21 protein-coding genes are annotated in these 16,384 nt (G+C 70.1%); 7 read left to right on the forward strand and 14 right to left on the reverse strand.

Going from position 1 to position 16,384, the window contains the following annotated elements:
- The first annotated feature begins 44 nt into the window (after positions 1-44).
- The 4 genes from ACFE65_RS09165 (at position 45) to ACFE65_RS09180 (ending at position 5,278) form a co-directional block, all read left to right on the forward strand.
- Positions 45-1,289: a dicarboxylate/amino acid:cation symporter gene (locus ACFE65_RS09165; RefSeq protein ID WP_375382055.1), complete on the forward strand. Its 1,245-nt coding sequence runs from the start codon at positions 45-47 to the stop codon at positions 1,287-1,289.
- Between the two features lie 78 nt (positions 1,290-1,367).
- Positions 1,368-1,949, forward strand: coding sequence for a glycerol-3-phosphate 1-O-acyltransferase PlsY (gene plsY, locus ACFE65_RS09170; RefSeq protein WP_375382116.1), 582 nt, complete (start codon positions 1,368-1,370; stop codon positions 1,947-1,949).
- Positions 1,942-3,042 (forward strand): DNA-processing protein DprA, encoded by a 1,101-nt coding sequence (dprA, locus tag ACFE65_RS09175; protein ID WP_375382056.1) that lies wholly within the window; start codon positions 1,942-1,944, stop codon positions 3,040-3,042. The genes plsY and dprA overlap by 8 nt, the downstream gene beginning before the upstream one ends.
- 67 nt (positions 3,043-3,109) lie before the next feature.
- Positions 3,110-5,278: a transglycosylase domain-containing protein gene (locus ACFE65_RS09180; protein WP_375382057.1), complete on the forward strand. Its 2,169-nt coding sequence runs from the start codon at positions 3,110-3,112 to the stop codon at positions 5,276-5,278.
- 3 nt (positions 5,279-5,281) lie between these two features.
- Here ACFE65_RS09180 and ACFE65_RS09185 read toward each other — a convergent pair whose 3' ends face one another.
- The 3 genes from ACFE65_RS09185 to ACFE65_RS09195 are packed head-to-tail and all read right to left on the reverse strand — an operon-like array spanning position 5,282 to position 7,060.
- On the reverse strand, positions 5,282-5,950 hold the full coding sequence (locus ACFE65_RS09185) for a M48 family metallopeptidase (protein ID WP_375382117.1): 669 nt from the start codon (positions 5,948-5,950) through the stop codon (positions 5,282-5,284).
- A gap of 41 nt (positions 5,951-5,991) precedes the next feature.
- Positions 5,992-6,426 (reverse strand): YcgN family cysteine cluster protein, encoded by a 435-nt coding sequence (locus ACFE65_RS09190; protein ID WP_375382058.1) that lies wholly within the window; start codon positions 6,424-6,426, stop codon positions 5,992-5,994.
- 10 nt (positions 6,427-6,436) lie between these two features.
- On the reverse strand, positions 6,437-7,060 hold the full coding sequence (locus tag ACFE65_RS09195) for an SCO family protein (protein WP_375382059.1): 624 nt from the start codon (positions 7,058-7,060) through the stop codon (positions 6,437-6,439).
- Positions 7,061-7,117: 57 nt separating this feature from the next.
- Here ACFE65_RS09195 and ACFE65_RS09200 point away from each other — a divergent pair, with 57 nt between their 5' ends.
- The gene (locus ACFE65_RS09200) at positions 7,118-7,717 is read left to right on the forward strand and encodes an ankyrin repeat domain-containing protein (protein WP_375382060.1); all 600 of its coding nucleotides are present in this window, start codon (positions 7,118-7,120) and stop codon (positions 7,715-7,717) included.
- Positions 7,718-7,724: 7 nt separating this feature from the next.
- Here the strand turns inward: ACFE65_RS09200 and ACFE65_RS09205 are convergent, their stop codons facing one another.
- The 11 genes from ACFE65_RS09205 to ACFE65_RS09255 form a co-directional block, all read right to left on the reverse strand.
- Complete coding sequence (locus tag ACFE65_RS09205; RefSeq protein WP_375382061.1) at positions 7,725-8,207, reverse strand: MmcB family DNA repair protein; 483 nt, start codon at positions 8,205-8,207, stop codon at positions 7,725-7,727.
- 67 nt (positions 8,208-8,274) lie between these two features.
- The gene (locus ACFE65_RS09210) at positions 8,275-8,853 is read right to left on the reverse strand and encodes a cell wall hydrolase (protein ID WP_375382062.1); all 579 of its coding nucleotides are present in this window, start codon (positions 8,851-8,853) and stop codon (positions 8,275-8,277) included.
- A 199-nt stretch (positions 8,854-9,052) separates the two neighbouring features.
- On the reverse strand, positions 9,053-9,388 hold the full coding sequence (locus ACFE65_RS09215) for a DUF1491 family protein (RefSeq protein WP_375382063.1): 336 nt from the start codon (positions 9,386-9,388) through the stop codon (positions 9,053-9,055).
- Positions 9,385-9,864: a PaaI family thioesterase gene (locus ACFE65_RS09220; protein ID WP_375382064.1), complete on the reverse strand. Its 480-nt coding sequence runs from the start codon at positions 9,862-9,864 to the stop codon at positions 9,385-9,387. Before ACFE65_RS09220 ends, ACFE65_RS09215 begins: the two co-directional genes overlap by 4 nt.
- Positions 9,854-10,318: a PTS sugar transporter subunit IIA gene (locus tag ACFE65_RS09225; protein WP_375382118.1), complete on the reverse strand. Its 465-nt coding sequence runs from the start codon at positions 10,316-10,318 to the stop codon at positions 9,854-9,856. The genes ACFE65_RS09220 and ACFE65_RS09225 overlap by 11 nt, the downstream gene beginning before the upstream one ends.
- A 28-nt stretch (positions 10,319-10,346) precedes the next feature.
- Complete coding sequence (gene hpf / locus ACFE65_RS09230; protein WP_375382065.1) at positions 10,347-10,925, reverse strand: ribosome hibernation-promoting factor, HPF/YfiA family; 579 nt, start codon at positions 10,923-10,925, stop codon at positions 10,347-10,349.
- A 38-nt stretch (positions 10,926-10,963) separates the two neighbouring features.
- On the reverse strand, positions 10,964-11,656 hold the full coding sequence (dnaQ, locus tag ACFE65_RS09235) for a DNA polymerase III subunit epsilon (protein WP_375382066.1): 693 nt from the start codon (positions 11,654-11,656) through the stop codon (positions 10,964-10,966).
- A gap of 7 nt (positions 11,657-11,663) precedes the next feature.
- On the reverse strand, positions 11,664-12,284 hold the full coding sequence (gene coaE / locus ACFE65_RS09240) for a dephospho-CoA kinase (protein ID WP_375382067.1): 621 nt from the start codon (positions 12,282-12,284) through the stop codon (positions 11,664-11,666).
- Between the two features lie 19 nt (positions 12,285-12,303).
- Positions 12,304-13,119, reverse strand: a complete 816-nt coding sequence (locus tag ACFE65_RS09245) for a shikimate dehydrogenase family protein (RefSeq protein ID WP_375382119.1) — start codon at positions 13,117-13,119, stop codon at positions 12,304-12,306.
- Complete coding sequence (locus ACFE65_RS09250) at positions 13,119-13,718, reverse strand: Maf family protein (protein WP_375382068.1); 600 nt, start codon at positions 13,716-13,718, stop codon at positions 13,119-13,121. The genes ACFE65_RS09245 and ACFE65_RS09250 overlap by 1 nt, the downstream gene beginning before the upstream one ends.
- Positions 13,715-14,545: a pyruvate, water dikinase regulatory protein gene (locus ACFE65_RS09255; RefSeq protein ID WP_375382069.1), complete on the reverse strand. Its 831-nt coding sequence runs from the start codon at positions 14,543-14,545 to the stop codon at positions 13,715-13,717. The genes ACFE65_RS09250 and ACFE65_RS09255 overlap by 4 nt, the downstream gene beginning before the upstream one ends.
- Positions 14,546-14,846: 301 nt before the next feature.
- Here ACFE65_RS09255 and hemE point away from each other — a divergent pair, with 301 nt between their 5' ends.
- The gene (gene hemE / locus ACFE65_RS09260; RefSeq protein ID WP_375382120.1) at positions 14,847-15,878 is read left to right on the forward strand and encodes a uroporphyrinogen decarboxylase; all 1,032 of its coding nucleotides are present in this window, start codon (positions 14,847-14,849) and stop codon (positions 15,876-15,878) included.
- Between the two features lie 22 nt (positions 15,879-15,900).
- Complete coding sequence (locus tag ACFE65_RS09265; RefSeq protein WP_375382070.1) at positions 15,901-16,356, forward strand: CopD family protein; 456 nt, start codon at positions 15,901-15,903, stop codon at positions 16,354-16,356.
- The last annotated feature ends 28 nt before the right edge of the window (positions 16,357-16,384 follow it).

Here is a 16,384-nt window from a genome sequence, read left to right on the forward strand (position 1 = left end):
CGGTCCGGTCTCTAGCGCCGCTTGTCACGAAGGGCGACCCCATGATGCTCCGCGCTTCTCAGGCCACCCGCATCCTCCTCTCGCTCGGGCTGGGCCTGCTGCTCGGCATCGTCGGCGCCTGGCTCGCGCCGGCCGCGGCGCTGGCGACGAGCGGCTACACCCAGCCGATCGGCACGGCGTGGCTGCACGGGTTGCAGATGACGATCGTGCCGCTGATCGTGTCGCTGCTCGTCACCGGGATCGGCGCGACGGCGGAGGCGGCGCGCGCGGGACGCATCACTGCACGCGCGGTGCTGATGATCGTCGTCGTTCTGTGGTCGACGACGCTGATGGCCGCGGTGGTGGAGCCGCTGATCCTGCGGCTGTTCCCCCTGCCCGTGGGGCTCTCGACCGCGCTGCGATCCGCACTGACGCAGGCGAAACCGGTCGGGACCGTGCCCGGCCTCGCCGCCTTCTTCGACACGGTGGTACCGGCCAACGTCGTGGCGGCCGCGGCGGGGGACGGGTTCCTGCCGCTGACGGTGTTCTCCCTCGCCTTCGCGTTTGCGACCACGCGGCTGCCGGAGGCGCAGCGGACCGGCTTCGTCGCCTTCTTTCAGGCGACCGTCGACACGCTGCTGATCGTAATCGGCTGGGTGCTGAAGCTCGCGCCGATCGGCGTCGGCGCGCTTGCCTTCGGGGTCGGCGCGCGGACCGGCACGGGAGCGATCGGGGCGCTGGTCCACTATATCGCCTGCGTCTCCGCGGTGGGCTTCATCGTGATCCTCGCCGGCTATCCGGTGGGCGCGATCGGCGGGCGTATCAGCCTCGCCCGCTTCGCCCGCGCGGTCGCACCCGCGCAGGCGGTGGCGATCAGCACGCAATCCTCGCTCGCCTGCCTGCCCGCGATGATCGAAGGGTCGGCCAGCCTCGGCGCCGGTCGCGGGATCGCGGGCATAACCCTGCCGCTGTCGGTGGCGATCTTCCGGGCGACCAGCCCGGCGATGAACCTGGCCGTCGCGCTCTATATCGCGCACTGGCTGGACGTGCCGATCGGCCCGGCGCAGCTCGCCGCCGGCGTCGCGACCGCGGCGGTGACAACGATGAGCTCGGTCAGCCTGCCCGGCACGATCAGCTATGTCGCGAGCGTCGCGCCGGTCGCGATCGCGATGGGGATACCGATCGAGCCGCTAGGCATCCTGATCGCGGTGGAGACGATCCCCGACCTGTTCCGGACCGTCGGCAACGTGACGATGGACGTGGCGGTGACGGTCACCGTAGCGGCGAGAACGAAAGCCGATCCGGGCTGATCGAGGTTGCTGGCGTGTCACCTGCCGAGCCGATATGACGCGACCATGGGGGCGCTGCAAGGAACGGGTCCGATCTGGATGGCGCCGACGCTGGCGCTGGCCGCCGGCTATCTGCTCGGGTCGATCCCGTTCGGCGTGATCCTGACGCGGCTTGGCGGCGCGGGCGACCTCCGGTCGGTCGGGTCGGGCAACATCGGCGCCACCAACGTGCTGCGCACCGGCCGCAAGGAACTGGCGGCGGCGACGATGCTGCTCGACATCGGCAAGGGCTGGCTGGCCGTATGGCTCGTGGAGCGGCTGTTCCCCGGCCAGGGCATCGTCGCCGCCGCCGCCGCGTTCATGGGCCATTGCTATCCGGTGTGGCTGCGGTTCCGGGGCGGCAAGGGCGTCGCGACGCTGATGGGGATCGTGCTGGCGCTCCACTGGCCGTGCGGGCTGATCTATGCGCTTGTGTGGCTCGGGCTTCTGGCCACCGTGCGCGTCTCGTCGCTGTCGGGCATGCTGGCCGCCGCGAGCGCGCCGACGGGCGCGGCGGCGATGGACCGGTTCGATCTGGTGCCGTTGCTGCTCGCGCTCGCGCTGCTGGTGATCTGGAAGCATCGCGCCAACATCGAGCGGCTGCTGGACGGGACGGAACCCCGGATCGGCGCGCGTGGCTGACTCGGGCGAAGGTGTCTCGGGCGATGGGGACGCGCTCGCCCGCCTGCGGCTGATCCGCACGCCGCGGGTCGGCCCGGTCAGCTATCGCCAGCTCGTCGCCCGGTTCGGAACCGCCGCCGCCGCGCTGGAGGCGCTGCCGATGCTCGCGCGCCGGGGTGGCGGCGAGCCGCTGGTGGTGCCATCGCGCGGGCAGGTCGAGCGCGAAGCGGCGACGACCGCCCGGCTAGGCGCCCGCTACCTGTTCATCGACGACGCCGACTATCCGCCGCTGCTCGCCGAGCTGGAGAACGCGCCGCCGGTCCTGATCGTGCGCGGTCGGACGGCGCTGCTCGCCACCCGCTGCGTCGCGATGGTCGGCGCGCGCAACGCGTCCGCCGCCGCCTGCCGCTTCGCGCGCCAGCTCGCCGCCGACCTGGCGGCGGAGGGCGCGACCGTCGTCTCGGGCCTGGCGCGCGGGATCGACACGCAGGCGCATGTCGGCGCCGGCGCCGCCACGATCGCGGTGATCGCGAGCGGCATCGACGTGGTGTTCCCGCCCGAGAACGCCGCGTTGCAGGAGCGGCTGGGCGAAGAGGCGCTGGTCGTCGCCGAGCAGCCGCCGGGCACCGAGCCCCGCGCGCGCCATTTCCCCTATCGCAACCGCATCATCGCCGGGCTGGCGCAAGGGACGGTGGTGGTGGAGGCGGTGCCCAAGTCCGGTTCGCTCATCACCGCGCGTCTGGCGGCGGAAGCGGGGCGCGAGGTGATGGCGGTGCCCGGCCACCCGCTCGATCCGCGCGCGCAAGGGTGCAACCTGCTGATCCGCGAGGGCGCGACGCTCGTCCAATCGGCCGCGGACATCCTGGAGCTGGTCCGCCCGATCGACCCGCGATCGGTCCGCGCCCCCGCCGACCGCTACACCGCCCCGCCCGCCGACGCGAGCGATGCCGAACGCCGGACGATCGCGACGCTGCTCGGGCCCGTGCCCGTCGCGGTCGACGAGCTGATCCGCCAGTCCGGCCTGTCACCCGCCGCCGTGCAAACGGTGCTGCTGGAGCTGGAACTCGCCGGCCGGGTGGAACGCCACGCGGGCGGGCGAGTAAGCGCCGCCTGACCGTCGTTGCGGACGAGTGCGCGCCGCTTGTGGGCGGTTCGGGAACCCGGTATCCGCCAAGGCCTTCATGGCCCGCAGCCCCTCCCCCCGCTCATCCGCTTCCCGATCACGCGCCTCCCCGCCACGCGGCCCACGGTCACCGTGGCGGGGGCGGCTGTGGCTCCTCGTCAAGATCGTCGTCGTCCTGCTGCTGCTGGCGATCGCCGCGCTCGGCGTGGCGGTCTATATCGCAAAGGGCGAGCTGCCGAGTTTCGACGAGCTGAAATCCTCTCCCAACGGCCAGATGATCCGCGTCCATGCCGCCGACGGGACGGTGATCGTCTCGCTCGGGCCGAGCTATGGCGAGTGGCTGCCCTACGATCGAATCCCGGCGGTGATGCGCGATGCGGAAATCGATACGGAGGACCGCCGCTTCTACAGCCATCCCGGCATCGATCCGATCGGCATCGGCCGGTCGGTGCAGGTGCGGTTCCAGCGTGGTCATTGGGTCCAGGGCGGGTCGACGATCACGCAGCAGCTCGCGCGAAACGTCTTCCTCAATAGCCAGAAGAAGTTCGGCCGCAAGTTCCACGAGGGCATCCTGGCGCTCGCTCTGGAGCGCAAGTTCTCCAAGGAGCAGATCCTGGAGCTGTACCTCAACAAGGTGTATTTCGGCGGCGGTGCCTATGGTATCGATGCGGCATCCCGCAAGTTCTTCGGCCATGGCGCCGATCATCTGAGCCTGGGCGAGGCGGCGGTGATCGCGGGGCTGGTCAAGGCGCCGTCGCATTATTCCCCCAGCGCCGACCTCGATGCCGCCAAGGGCCGCGCCGGCGTGGTGCTGTCGCTGATGCGGCGCGCGGGCGACATCACCGCGCAGCAGGCCGAGGACGCGGACATCGCCTCCGTGTCGTTCTCCGCGGAGCCCAAGCAGAACTCGGTCCGCTATTTCACCGACTGGGCGCTGCCGCAGCTCGACACGCTGATCGACGAGAAGGACCGTCCGCTGGAGGTGTGGACGACGCTGGACCTCGGCATGCAGCGCGACGCCGACGCCGCGATCCGCGCCAATGCGCCGCCGGGCGCGCAGGGTGCGCTCGTCAGCCTCGATCGCGACGGCGCGGTGCGCGCGATGGTGGGCGGCACCGATTACGTCTCGTCGATCTACAACCGCGCGACGCAGGCCGTCCGTCAGCCGGGATCGTCGTTCAAGCTGTTCGTCTATCTCGCCGCGCTCGAGGCCGGCAAGAAGCCCGAGGATACCGAGGTCGATGCGCCGGTGACGATCGCCGGCTGGAGCCCGCGCAACGACAGCCGGCACAACTCCGGAACGGTGACGCTGCGCACGGCCTTCGCCTATTCGCTCAACACGGTGGCGGCGAAGCTCGGCCAGGCGGTCGGCTTCCAGACGGTGGCGGACATGGCGCGCCGGTTCGGGATCACGACGCCGGTCAACACGCATCCCTCGATGGTGCTGGGCACCTCCGAAGTGCGGCTGATCGACATGACGCGCGCCTTCGCCAGCGTGGCGAACAAGGGCGTGGCGACCGCGCCCTATGGCATCACCCGCGTGACCGCGGACAATCAGGTGATCTACGAATATCAGGTGGACCGCAGCCATGTGCTGGTCGCGCCCTATGTCGCGGCCGAGATGACCGACCTGCTGCAGACCGCCGTCAACACCGGCACGGGCAAGGCGGCGCAGATCGGACGGCCGGTGGCAGGCAAGACCGGCACGACGTCGGCGAACAAGGACGGGTGGTTCCTGGGCTTTTCCAGCGGCATCACGACCGGCGTGTGGATGGGCCGCGACGACAGCCGGCCGATCCCCGGCCTCCACGGCGGCACCGCGCCCGCCAAGGCGTTCGCCGCCTATATGAGCAAGGCGGTCGCGAACCGGCCGGTCGAGCAGTTCGACACGCAGGTGACGCTGCCCGAGATGCAGATCGAGCCCGACGACGAGGCCTATGGCCAGCCCGACAGCGGCGGCTCGGGCACAGTCTATGTGGACGAGAATGGCAATCCGATCGGACAGCCGAACAACGCGCCGGCCGGTGATCAGCCCCCTGCCCAGCCGGCCCCGCCGCCTGCCACCGAGACCGAGACGACCACGACGACCGATGCCCCGCCCGCCCGGCTAGACCAGGACTGGATCGACCATGTCACCGGCCGCGATCGGCGCGACGCGCCGCCGGCCCGGCAGCGCGCGCCCGACCCGCGCCAGCCTGTACAGCGTACGCCCGACGACACCTACTGACCGTCAGGCCGTCCGCCCCAGCCAATGCAGCGCCGTGCCATGTTCGCGCAGCCAGGCGCGGGCGGGGGCCGGGTCGGCGCCGTACAGCCGCTCCACGAGCGCGTGGAACGCAGGTCCGTGGTTCATGTGGATCCGGTGCGCGACCTCATGCGCGGCGACCTGCCGGCGCACCGCCACCGGCGCGCAGACCAGCCGCCAGCTGTAGCGCACCGCGCCGCTACTGGAACAACTGCCCCAGCGGCCGCGCGGGTCGCCGATCGCCACCTGGTCCACGCCGACGTCGGCAAGCGCCGCGTAGTCGCGCGTGTCCGCCGTCAACAACGCCAGCGCCTCGCGCCGCAGCCATGCCTCGACGCGGCGCGCCAGCCCCTCGATCGGGCCGCCGAGGACCAACCGGTCGCCGTCCTGCTCCGCCCGGCGCGGCGCGGTGGGCGACCAGGCGATCGTCAGCGTCCCGTCGCCGAACGGGATAGCCGCACCGTCCGCGAACGGGCGCGGTGTTGGCAGGCCGGCGCGCGCGGCGGCGATCCACGCTCCCTGTCCTGCCGCCCAGGCCAGCGCCGGTCGGACCGCCCCGCGTTTTGGCACCGTCAGCCGCGTGCGCCCACTCACCGGATCGACCTTTAGCCGCCAGCCCCGCGCACGCGGGTGGCGGACGACCTCGTCCACCAGACCGCCCGCTGGAACGCTGGCTGGCCCGTCCGCCGGCGGGCTCACAGCTCGCGATCGACGACGTGGTTCTCAAGCTCGCCCGCCTCGTCCTCCGACACCGTCCAGCCGCGCACGGACTCGCCGGCACGATGCACCGCCTCGCGGTCGTTGCTGACGAGGTAATGCCACTCGGGCAGCGCCTCGCCCCGCGCGCGCAGCGCATAGGCGCAGGTCGACGGCAGCCAGTCGACCGTCTCCACCTCGCGCAGCGTCAGCCGCAGGCACTCGCTGACGTACATCCTGCGGTGGCGATAGTCGGAGCAGCGCCCGCTATGCCGGTCGAGCAGCTTGCAGGCGACGTTGGTCGGCCACAAGGCGCCGGTATCCTCGTCCTCCAGCTTGTGAAGGCAACATTTGCCGCACCCATCGCACAGCGCCTCCCACTGCGCGCGGTCCAGCTTCGCCAGCGGCACGTCCTCCCAGAACCGCGTGCTCATGACCCGCCGCTCACGGCGTCGCCCAGCGGCGGATCTCGGCCGCGATCGCGGCGGGCTCGCCCTCGATCGGCAGCAGCGCGAGCGGCTTGCCCGCCGGGTCCATCAGATAGGCGGTGACGCTGTGGTCGACCATGTAGCCGCCGTCCGCGGTCGCCGCACCCTTCTTGTAATAGACGGCGAAGGTCTTGGCGGTGCGCGCGATCGCGTCGGCGCTGCCGGTCAGGCCGATGAGCCGTGGGTCGAAATTGGCGACATATTGCCGCAGTACCGCCGGCGTGTCGCGGGCGGGATCGACGCTGATGAAGATCGGCACGATCCGCCGGGCGAGCACCGGATCTTGCATGTCGAGCAACTTCATCGCCGCGCCGAGATGCTGCATGTCGGTCGGGCACACGTCAGGGCAATAGGTGTAGCCGAAATAGACGATGCGATAGCGGCCCGCGAAGCTAGCGTCGGTCACCGTCCGGCCGTTCTGGTCGGTCAGCGTGAACGGGCCGCCGATCCGCGCGCCTTCCAGCGGCGGCCGCTGCGCTTCGGGCGCGGGCGCAACGCGGGAACAGGCGCCGAGCAGCGCGGGAACGGACAAGGCGGATAGCAGCGCCAGGCGGCAGGCGTTCATGGCGCGGCCACCCATGATCTGTTAGCGACCGACTGGCAAGCCGGGCTTCGCCCCTTCGACCAGGGACTTCGCATGACGAACCGCGCCTTTCTCCCCGCCGTTCTGGCCCTCGCACTCGCCGGCACCGCCGCGTCCGCGCAGTTCCAGTCGGACGGCTACAAGTTCCTCGATGCGGTCCGCAACGGCAAGAACGACGACGTGACCAGCATGGTGGAAAAGCCCGGCAGCCGCATCGTCGACACCCGCGACCGGAGCACCGGTGAGGGCGCGCTCCACATCGTCGTGCGGCGCAGCGACCGGGCGTATCTCAATTATCTGCTGGTCCACGGCGCGGACCCGAACCTGCGCGACGACAAGGGCAACTCGCCGCTGCTGCTGGCGGTGACCATGGGGCAGGAAGCGATGATCCAGCCGCTGCTGACCGCACGCGCCGATCCCAACCTCGCCAATTCGAGCGGCGAGACGCCGCTGATCCGCGCGGTGCAGCGGCACGACATGCAGATGGCGCGCGAGCTGATCGCCGGCGGTGCCAATCCCGATCAGCGCGACGTGATCGCCGGCCTGTCCGCGCGGGAATATGCCGCGCGCGACACGCGCAGCCCCGAGCTTTCCAAGCTGTTGAACGAAACGCCCGCCAAGCCGAAAGCGGCGGTCGCCGGGCCCAAGCTCTGATCGCGGCCTAGCCGACGGGCGGCATCCCGTCGGGATCGACCAATGCGGTCAGCCGCCGCGCCGCGCGACGCGCAAAGGCGAGCGTGCAGCGCTTGCGCGTAGGAGCCGCCAGCGCGACGCAGGCCGCCTCGCGCACGATCACTGCGTCGTAGCGGTCGGCGACGATCACTCCGGTCCGCGCGGGCAGGAACGCGTCGGCGTCGAGCGGCGACAGGTCGAAGCCTGCGGGCACCGCCCAATAGAACCGGTCGCAATGCGCCAGATAGTCGGGCCATTTGCCGTCGCCGAGCAGGTCGGCGCGCGACACCTTGATCTCCACGATCGCGATCTGCCCGCGTCCGTCGAGCGCCATCAGGTCGACGCGCCGTCCGCCGTCGACGGGCAGTTCGGGGATCGCCTGATAGTCATGCCGCATCAGCAGCCGCGTCGTCCCGCGCGCGACGTCGGCGGCGCAAATCGCGGGCTGGTCGAGACAAAGCGCGGTCGCCATGCCGCGTTCCTAGAACAGGAGGCGAACGGCGGGAAGACCGCCTGTCCGGGTCAGCAATGAATCCGGGTCAGCGATAGAAGATGTGATTGCCGATCGCGGCGATCTGGATGCCGTGGCCCATGCCGACACGGCGGGCGTGGAAGAACAGCGCCTGCGGGGCCGGGCTGTCCCACGCCTTGGCAAGCGCGACACGCGCCATCGCGATGGCGGTGTGATAGCCGCGCGCGGCGGCGGAGATGATCGGCACATGGCCACCGCGCACGAACGAGAACTGCCCGCGCTGCGTGACGACGCCGCAGACGTCGGTGGGAAAGCGGCCCGAGTGCGTGCGGTTCAGGATGACGTTGGCGACCGCGAGCTGCCCCGTCAGCGGCTCGCCTTTCGCCTCGAAATAGATCGCACCGGCGAGGCACGCGATATCGTCGGCACGGGCGGAACCCTCGCCGTCGACCTGCGCGGCGACGGCATCCTCAAGACTGGCGAAATGGGTGGGGGGAGCAGTGGTGGTCGCCTGATCGACGATGGTCGGCATTGCTGGGATCGACAGCAATACGGCGGGCCGCATCGTGACGAGGGTCGTGGGCAGCGACACCGTCGTCAGCTCCGCCGCCTTGCTCGCGGTCGGGGTGCCGCCCAGACCGAGCATGCAAAGGGACAACGCCGCAAACGAGGCGACGCGCGTGAGAAACGACATTCGATCCGGTCAGAATGCGGTGATCGCGACGGTTCGGGTCGGCAAAGCCACCCGGCCGGACGATCCCCGACTGCGTCACCGCCCGGATCGCACCCGGATCGGCCCAACGCCGTAGAACGTGGGATCCGCTTTCCGCCAACGGTTCCGGACGTCAATCGAACAGCATCGTTTCCGCGATGAACCGTTCCGCCGCCGGGATGTTCAGTTCGAGCACCCATAGATCGGGGTCGCGCGAGCGCCGCCGCCGCCAATAGTCTTCCAGTGAGTCGCCGCTAGACTCCGCGCGCCGCGTCTCCACTAGCGCGGGTGCGCCGGTCGGCCCCGTTCCTCTTTCCATCGCGCGCTGCACGTCGCCCTCGTCGATCAGAAACAACACGGCACCCGATTGCGCGTCGCCCTTCGCGCGCACCATCGCCATCCCACCCGCATCATTGACCCGGCGCAGCAACGCGCCGACACCGATCGCGATCGGCAGCCGATCGCTCATGCCGCGGGGCCGACGGGACGGGTGTAACCGGGCAATCCGGCGAGCGCGATCCGCGAGCGCATGAACGTGCCGGTCCCGCGTGCCACCTCCTCGCCGCGCGCGTCGACCAGCCGCGCCTCGGCGACGAATACGCGCCGCTGGCCGCTGATCCACCGCCCCTCCGCTACCACCGGCCCGGCACGCAGCGGCCGCGTCAGCAGCAGGTTGAACGCGGTCGTCAGCAGGAACCGGTCGTTGACCAGGCTGTTCGCCGCATAGAAGGCCGCGTCGTCCAGCATCTTGAAGTAGCTCGTCCCATGGGCCGCGCCGCCGGCATGGAACACGCGCTCATCGATGGTGAAGCGGATCCGGGCGAAGCCGCTCTCGGGGATCTCCAGCGTCGATTCGAAGAAGCGGTTGATGGGCGCAGCGGCATACAGCGCTTCCAACGATCGGAAGTGCGCGGCTTCTCCCGCCGGCGGGTTTTCAGCCGGCATCGCGCGCGTCGGCGGTCCACAAGGCGTAGAGCGCATCCGGCGAGCCGGCGCCGCGCAGCTTGGCGACGAAGTTCGCATCGCGCAGCCGGCGCGACACCTGCGCCAGCGCCTTCAGATGGTCGGCGCCCGCATCGGTCGGCGACAGCATCGCGAAGACGATGTCGACCGGCCGGTCGTCGACCGCCTTGAACGCGATCGGCTGGGCGAGTCGGACGAGCACGCCGGCGACGGCGGGAAGGCCGGCGAGCTTGGCATGCGGGATCGCCACCCCGCCGCCAAAGCCGGTCGATCCCAGCCGCTCCCGCGCGGCGAGTCCTTCCGCGACCGACTCACTGTCCAGCCCCAGCGCCGCGACCGCGATGCCGCCGAGCTGGGCGAACAGCGCCTTCTTGGTCGCGGCGGGCAGCCCGATCCGTACCGCTTCCGCGCCCAATAGCCCCGCCGTGCCTTCCATGCTCGCCATGATCATGTCCCGCGTGCCCTCAGGCGGCGCGGTTGGGCTCCACCCACCCGATCGTGCCGTCGCCGCGGCGATAGACCATGTTGAACGATCCCGTGCCTGAGTTGCGGAACAGCAGCGCGGTCGTATTGCGCAGGTCGAGCATCATCACGGCGTCCGACACGCTGGCGTCGGGAACGTCGACGCGTGTCTCGGCGACGATCAGCGGCGCATCGCTCGCCTCTTCCGCCTCGGGCTGTTCCTGGAACAACGTGTAGCCGGCGTTGTCGTAATATTGCGCGTCGTTGACGGTGCCCGTGGCGCTGTGGTCCTTCAGCCGGTTCATGTAGCGGCGCAGCTGCTTCTCGATCTTGGCCGCAGCGCCGTCGAAGGCGGGATGCGCGTCATAGGCATCGTTGCGGCCCTTGAGGACCAGGCCGCTCATCACGTTCATGACGATGTCGCAGGTGAAGCCGGCGTCGTGCGGCCCCTTGCCAAACGTCACCTGCGCCGAGATCGCGCGCGCGAAATATTTGGTGGCGATCGTCTGGAGACCCTCCTCGACATGGTCGCGCAGCGCGTCGCCGACGGCGACCTGATGACCCGAGACGCGGACGTCCATCGTTTCTTCTCCTGGTTGGGGCCGCTCGCGGCGGCCCGTTATGCGGCCGTGTCGCCCCAGATGGGATTGACGACCGTCGCCATGAACGCCGCATGCGCGCTGCGTTCTCCCTCGCTGGCGGCGAAAAGACGCGGCGGACGGACAGGCCGCGCGGCGGCAGGCATGCGCGCTGCCGGAGCGAGCGACCGCGTCTCCTCCGCGACGAGCGTCAGGCCGATCTGGCGACCCCCGGTCAGCTCGACATACACCTGCGCCAGCAGTTGCGCGTCGAGCAACGCGCCGTGGAGCACGCGATGCGACCGGTCGATGCCGTAGCGCGAGCAGAGCGCGTCCAGCGAGTGTTTGGCGCCGGGATGGCGGCCCCGCGCGATCTGCAGCGTGTCGACCATGCGGCTCAGGTGGATCACCTCGCGCCCGGCCCGCGCGAGCTCGCCGTTGAGGAAGCCGAAGTCGAAGCCTGCGTTGTGCGCGATCAGCGGCGCGTCGCCGACGAACGCGATCAGATCCTCGATCCCTTCGTGGAAGCGCGGCTTGTCCGACAGGAACGCCATCGACAGGCCGTGGATCGACTGCGCCTCGGCCGGCATGTCGCGCTCGGGATGGTAATAGGCGTGGAACACGCGCCCCGTCTCGACGCGATGGACGAGCTCGACGCAGCCGATCTCCACCAGCCGGTCGCCGGCCGAGAAACTGAGCCCGGTGGTCTCGGTATCGAACACGATCTCGCGCATCGGCGACTTATCGGGCTTCGCCTCCGCCTAGGCAAGCGACGAGCCGGCGGACCTGCGCGCGCGTCTCGGCCAGCGACGTGCCGGTGTCGATCACATGAGTGGCGCGGGCGCGTTTGTCGGCGTCGGGGAGCTGGCGCGCGAGGATCGCGGCGAAGCGCGCTTCGGTCATGCCCGGCCGGGCGAGCACGCGCGCGCGCTGGACACCGGCGGGGGCGGAGACGACGACGGTCGCGTCCACGCGGGCCTCCCCGCCCGTCTCGAACAGCAGCGGCACGTCGAACACCAGCAACGGTGCCTCTGCGTGCGCGGCGAGGAACGCGGCGCGCTCGCGGCCGACGGCGGGGTGGACGATCACTTCGAGCCGTCGCATCGCGGCCCCCTTTTCCCCGGCCTCGTCGCCCAGCACCGCTTCGCCCAACGCCCCCCGGTCCACGCCATTGAGGCCGGTGGTGCCGGGAAACGCCGCTTCGATCGCGGCGACCAGCGCACCGCCCGGTCCCTGCAGCCGGTGGACTGCGGCGTCGGCATCGAACACCGGCACGCCCTCGTCGGCGAACATCGCCGCCACCGTCGACTTGCCCATGCCGATTGATCCGGTGAGGCCCAGAGTCGTCGTCGTCGTCGTCATCATCATGGGCGGGCGACGGTCATGCCAGCAGCAGCGTGCGCAGGTCGTCGTCGCGCTCGCGCGGTGGGGCAGCGTGAAAGAACAGCTCGAACGCCGCCGCCGCCTGGCCGATCAGCATGTCGAGCCCGTCCACCGCCGGCAGCCCGCGCGCGCGCGCGGCCGCCAGCAAGCCGGTCTCCACCGGCGCGTAGACGAGATCGTAGACGACGGCGTCCTCGGGCAGCGGCGCGAGGTCCAGCGTCAGCGGCGGCTGGCCCGTCATGCCGAGGCTGGAAGCGTTGACCAGCAAGCCCGCGTCGGGCGGCAGCGGCGCGTCGAGCGTCACCGCGTCGCCCTTCAACCCGAACGTGGCGAGCAGCGCGACGGCTTTGAGCGGATTGCGCGCGAGGATCGTCACCGGCCCCACGCCCATCCGCGCGAGCGCGAACAGCACCGCCCGCGCCGCGCCGCCGCTGCCGACCACCGCGACCGGAACATCGGCAAGGTCGAGGTCCGCAATCGGCGCGTAGAAGCCGGCGGCGTCGGTGTTGGTCGCGATCCATGCGCCGCCTTCGCCGCGGAACACGCAGTTCGCCGCGCCGATGCTCGCGCGCACGCCGCCGGGATCGCCGACATGGTCGAGCACCACCAGCTTGTGCGGGATGGTGACGTTGCACCCCCGCCAGGCGGGATCGTCGCGCCGTTCGGCGATGTAGGCGCCGAGCTGCTCGGGCGTGACATGCGTCCCGCGATAGTCGGCGTCGAGGCCCAGCGCGGCGAGCCAGAACCGATGAATCAGCGGCGACTTCGACTGCGCGATCGGGTCGCCGATCACTTCGGCATATGGTCGATCGATCACGACGACATCGCGCCCCGAACGCGCAGATAGTCGAGGAGCGGCAACAGCGGGAGGCCGAGCACGGTGAACTGACTGCCCTCGATCCGCGCGAACAACTGCGCGCCCGGACCCTCGATCCGATAGCAGCCGACGCAGCGGGCCACCGCCGGCCACTCCGCGTCGAGATATGTCTCGATGAACGCATCCGACAGCGGCCGCACGTGCATCCGCGCGCGATCCACGAAACGCCATACCGGCCGACCGTCCTCTGCGATCACGGCCGCGCTCACTAGATCGTGGACGCGATCCGACATCCGTCGCAGATGCTCGGCCGCCTGATCGCGGCTCTCCGGCTTGTCGAGCGTGGTTCCGTCGTCGAGCGCGACCAGGCTGTCGCTGCCGATCACCAGCGCATCGAGCATCCGTCCCGATACCTTGACCGCCTTCAGTTCCGCCAGGGCGTCCGCAAGGTCGCGCGGGGAACGTCCGTCGGCGCGCAGGCTCGCCTTGGCGGCGTCCTCGTCCACCCCCGGCGACACCGCCTCGAACGGAACGCCCGCGGCCGTCAGCATCGCGCGCCGCGACGCACTGCCGGAGGCGAGCACGATCCGAGTCATTCCGCGTCCGCGCCGCCGTCCCGGCGATCGTTGCACAGCGCGATGATCGCCGCCGCCGTCTCCTCGATCGAGCGGCGGGTGACGTCGATCACCGGCCAGCCGTTGTCGGCGAACATCCGCCGCGCATAGGCGATCTCGCGCGACACCGCGTCTTGGTCGACATAGGCGGTCTGCGTCGCCTGGTTGAGCGACAGCAGCCGATTGCGCCGGATCGCGATCAGCCGGTCCGCGCTGGTGGTCAAGCCGACGACGAGCGGGTTCTTCAACGCGAACAGGATCGGCGGCGGCGGGCTCTCCACCACCACCGGGATGTTGGCGGTCTTGTAGCCACGGTTGGCGAGATAGATCGACGTCGGCGTCTTGGACGAGCGCGACACGCCCGCCAGCACGATGTCCGCCTCCTCCCACTCCTCCGACGCGACGCCGTCATCGTGCGCGATCGTGAACTGGATCGCGTCGACCCGCGCGAAATAGGCGGCATCCAGCACGTGCTGGCGGCCGGGGCGCGCCTTCGCCTGCTGGCCCAGCAGCCCCGACAGCGCGTCGTTGACGGGATCGAGCGGCGCGACCAGCGGCAGGCTCAGCCCCCGGCACCGCTCCTCCAGCACGCGCCGGATCGCCGGATTGACCAACGTATAGATCACCAGCCCCGGGTTCTGCGCGATCTCCTGCAGGATGCGGTCGAGATGCGTCTCCGTCCGCACCATCGGCCAGAAATGCCGCACCGTCTCGACATCGTCGAACTGCGCGAGCGACGCCTTGGCGATGTTCTCCAGCGTCTCGCCGGTCGAGTCCGACAGGAGGTGCAGGTGGAGCCGGACCGTCACCGCTCAGGACCGATCTGTGGACGACATGGGGACGGGCGGTAGCGTAACTCGTCCACACCGCCAAGTCGGGCCGGCGCCGTGGACAACCGCCGATCCGTCCACATTTGCCCCCACGGCGGATCGTTTCGTCCACAGGCTGTGGAAAGCGGGTGCCGCGCGATCGAATCGCTGCCACCGCGTGGCCCCGCGCAGGTCAAGCTGTTGGCAAGTGCGGGACATGTCCGTAATCCCCGTCGCCAACGCGCCTACTTCATCAACATCCCAAGAATCTTCTCTTCTATAAGGGAAGAAGGAGCCTGCTCTGACCGAGCCGTATGCCAAACCCCTGCTCGCGACGCTGAAGGGCGAGCGGCAGGACGTGCCTCCGATCTGGCTGATGCGGCAGGCAGGCCGCTACCTGCCCGAATATCGCGCGCTCCGGGCGGAGAAGGGCGGGTTCCTGGCGCTGGCGACCGACCCGATGGCGGCGGCGGAGGTGACATTGCAGCCGATCCGCCGGTTCGGCTTCGACGGCGCGATCCTGTTCTCGGACATCCTGATGATCCCATGGGCGCTGGGGCAGGAGCTGTCGTTCGGGGCTGGCGAGGGGCCGCGGCTCCAGCCGGCGCTGGTCGATGGCTTACTAGCTCCGCTACGCTGCGAGCCGGAGCGGCTGGCACCAGTGTACGAGACGGTTCGCCGGGTTGCCGCGGCGCTATCGCCTGCCACTACCTTCCTCGGCTTCGCTGGAAGCCCGTGGACGGTCGCGACCTACATGGTGGCGGGGCAAGGGTCGAAAGACCAAAGTGCGGCACGACAACTCGCTTATCGCGATCCTGAGGCCTTCGCCGGCCTGATCGCAGCCATTGCCGATCTCACGGTCGAGTATCTTCTCGCTCAGATCGACGCAGGGGTTGAGGCGGTGCAATTGTTCGACAGTTGGGCCGGCAGCCTCGCGCCGGAAGAGTTCCGGACCTGGGTGATCGGCGCCAATCGGCTGATCGTCGAGCGCATTCACCACCATCGCCCCGGCGTCCCGATCATCGGCTTCCCCAAGGGTGCCGGCGCCAAGTTGCCCGCCTATGCGCGCGAGACGGGCGTCGACGCGGTCGGCCTGGACGAGACGGTGGATCCCGTCTGGGCGAACGCGGCGCTGCCCGTAGGCGTGCCGGTGCAGGGTAATCTCGATCCGCTGGCGCTGGAGGCGGGTGGCGAGGCGCTCGATCGAGGGATCGACCGGGTGCTGGCTGCGTTTCCTGACCGGCCCTTGGTGTTCAACCTCGGCCACGGTATCGGGCAGCACACGCCGATCGCGCATGTCGAGCGGTTGTTGGCCCGGGTGCGGGGCCGGTGAGGCCCATTACAAAGGCCGTTTCATGACGATCGGTGAGGCGCTGGTGATGAGCTATCTGTGGATCAAGGCTGCGCATCTGATCTTCGTGATCTTCTGGGTCGCGGGGCTGTTCATGCTGCCGCGCTACCTTGTGTACCATCAGGAGGCGCTGGCCCGCGGCGACACGGAGGCGGCCACTCGGTGGATCGGGCGCGAGGACAAATTGCGGTCGATCATACTGACGCCGGGCCTGATCGCGGTATGGCTGCTGGGGATCGCGCTCGCGACGATCGGGCAGCATTGGATGGAGGGGTGGCTGCATGCCAAGCTGCTCTTCGTGGTCGCGCTGTCGGGCTATCACGGCTGGGCGGTAGGCTATGCGCGCAAGCTCGCGGCGGGGCGGCCGACGCTGTCTGGCAAGACGCTACGCCTCGTCAACGAGGTGCCGGCGATCGCGACGGTGATCATCGTCATCCTGGTGATCGTCAAGCCGTTCTGAGGGGCAGCACGGCCACTGCTTGACTTGA

It is taken from the genome of uncultured Sphingomonas sp. (genome assembly GCF_964237335.1).
GTDB lineage: Bacteria > Pseudomonadota > Alphaproteobacteria > Sphingomonadales > Sphingomonadaceae > Sphingomonas.

Excerpts from the sequence above, each read along its gene's own strand:
- coaE (WP_375382067.1), bottom strand. The coding sequence starts at position 12,284 with ATGACGACGACGACGACGACTCTGGGCCTCACCGGATCAATCGGCATG.
- ACFE65_RS09265 (WP_375382070.1), top strand. The coding sequence starts at position 15,901 with ATGACGATCGGTGAGGCGCTGGTGATGAGCTATCTGTGGATCAAGGCT.
- hpf (WP_375382065.1), bottom strand. The coding sequence starts at position 10,925 with ATGGACGTCCGCGTCTCGGGTCATCAGGTCGCCGTCGGCGACGCGCTG.
- plsY (WP_375382116.1), top strand. The coding sequence starts at position 1,368 with ATGGCGCCGACGCTGGCGCTGGCCGCCGGCTATCTGCTCGGGTCGATC.
- ACFE65_RS09165 (WP_375382055.1), top strand. The coding sequence starts at position 45 with ATGCTCCGCGCTTCTCAGGCCACCCGCATCCTCCTCTCGCTCGGGCTG.
- ACFE65_RS09195 (WP_375382059.1), bottom strand. The coding sequence starts at position 7,060 with ATGGGTGGCCGCGCCATGAACGCCTGCCGCCTGGCGCTGCTATCCGCC.
- ACFE65_RS09250 (WP_375382068.1), bottom strand. The coding sequence starts at position 13,718 with ATGACTCGGATCGTGCTCGCCTCCGGCAGTGCGTCGCGGCGCGCGATG.
- ACFE65_RS09205 (WP_375382061.1), bottom strand. The coding sequence starts at position 8,207 with ATGGCGACCGCGCTTTGTCTCGACCAGCCCGCGATTTGCGCCGCCGAC.
- ACFE65_RS09180 (WP_375382057.1), top strand. The coding sequence starts at position 3,110 with ATGGCCCGCAGCCCCTCCCCCCGCTCATCCGCTTCCCGATCACGCGCC.
- ACFE65_RS09190 (WP_375382058.1), bottom strand. The coding sequence starts at position 6,426 with ATGAGCACGCGGTTCTGGGAGGACGTGCCGCTGGCGAAGCTGGACCGC.
- ACFE65_RS09200 (WP_375382060.1), top strand. The coding sequence starts at position 7,118 with ATGACGAACCGCGCCTTTCTCCCCGCCGTTCTGGCCCTCGCACTCGCC.
- ACFE65_RS09220 (WP_375382064.1), bottom strand. The coding sequence starts at position 9,864 with ATGCCGGCTGAAAACCCGCCGGCGGGAGAAGCCGCGCACTTCCGATCG.
- ACFE65_RS09210 (WP_375382062.1), bottom strand. The coding sequence starts at position 8,853 with ATGCTCGGTCTGGGCGGCACCCCGACCGCGAGCAAGGCGGCGGAGCTG.
- ACFE65_RS09215 (WP_375382063.1), bottom strand. The coding sequence starts at position 9,388 with ATGAGCGATCGGCTGCCGATCGCGATCGGTGTCGGCGCGTTGCTGCGC.
- dnaQ (WP_375382066.1), bottom strand. The coding sequence starts at position 11,656 with ATGCGCGAGATCGTGTTCGATACCGAGACCACCGGGCTCAGTTTCTCG.
- ACFE65_RS09225 (WP_375382118.1), bottom strand. The coding sequence starts at position 10,318 with ATGGAAGGCACGGCGGGGCTATTGGGCGCGGAAGCGGTACGGATCGGG.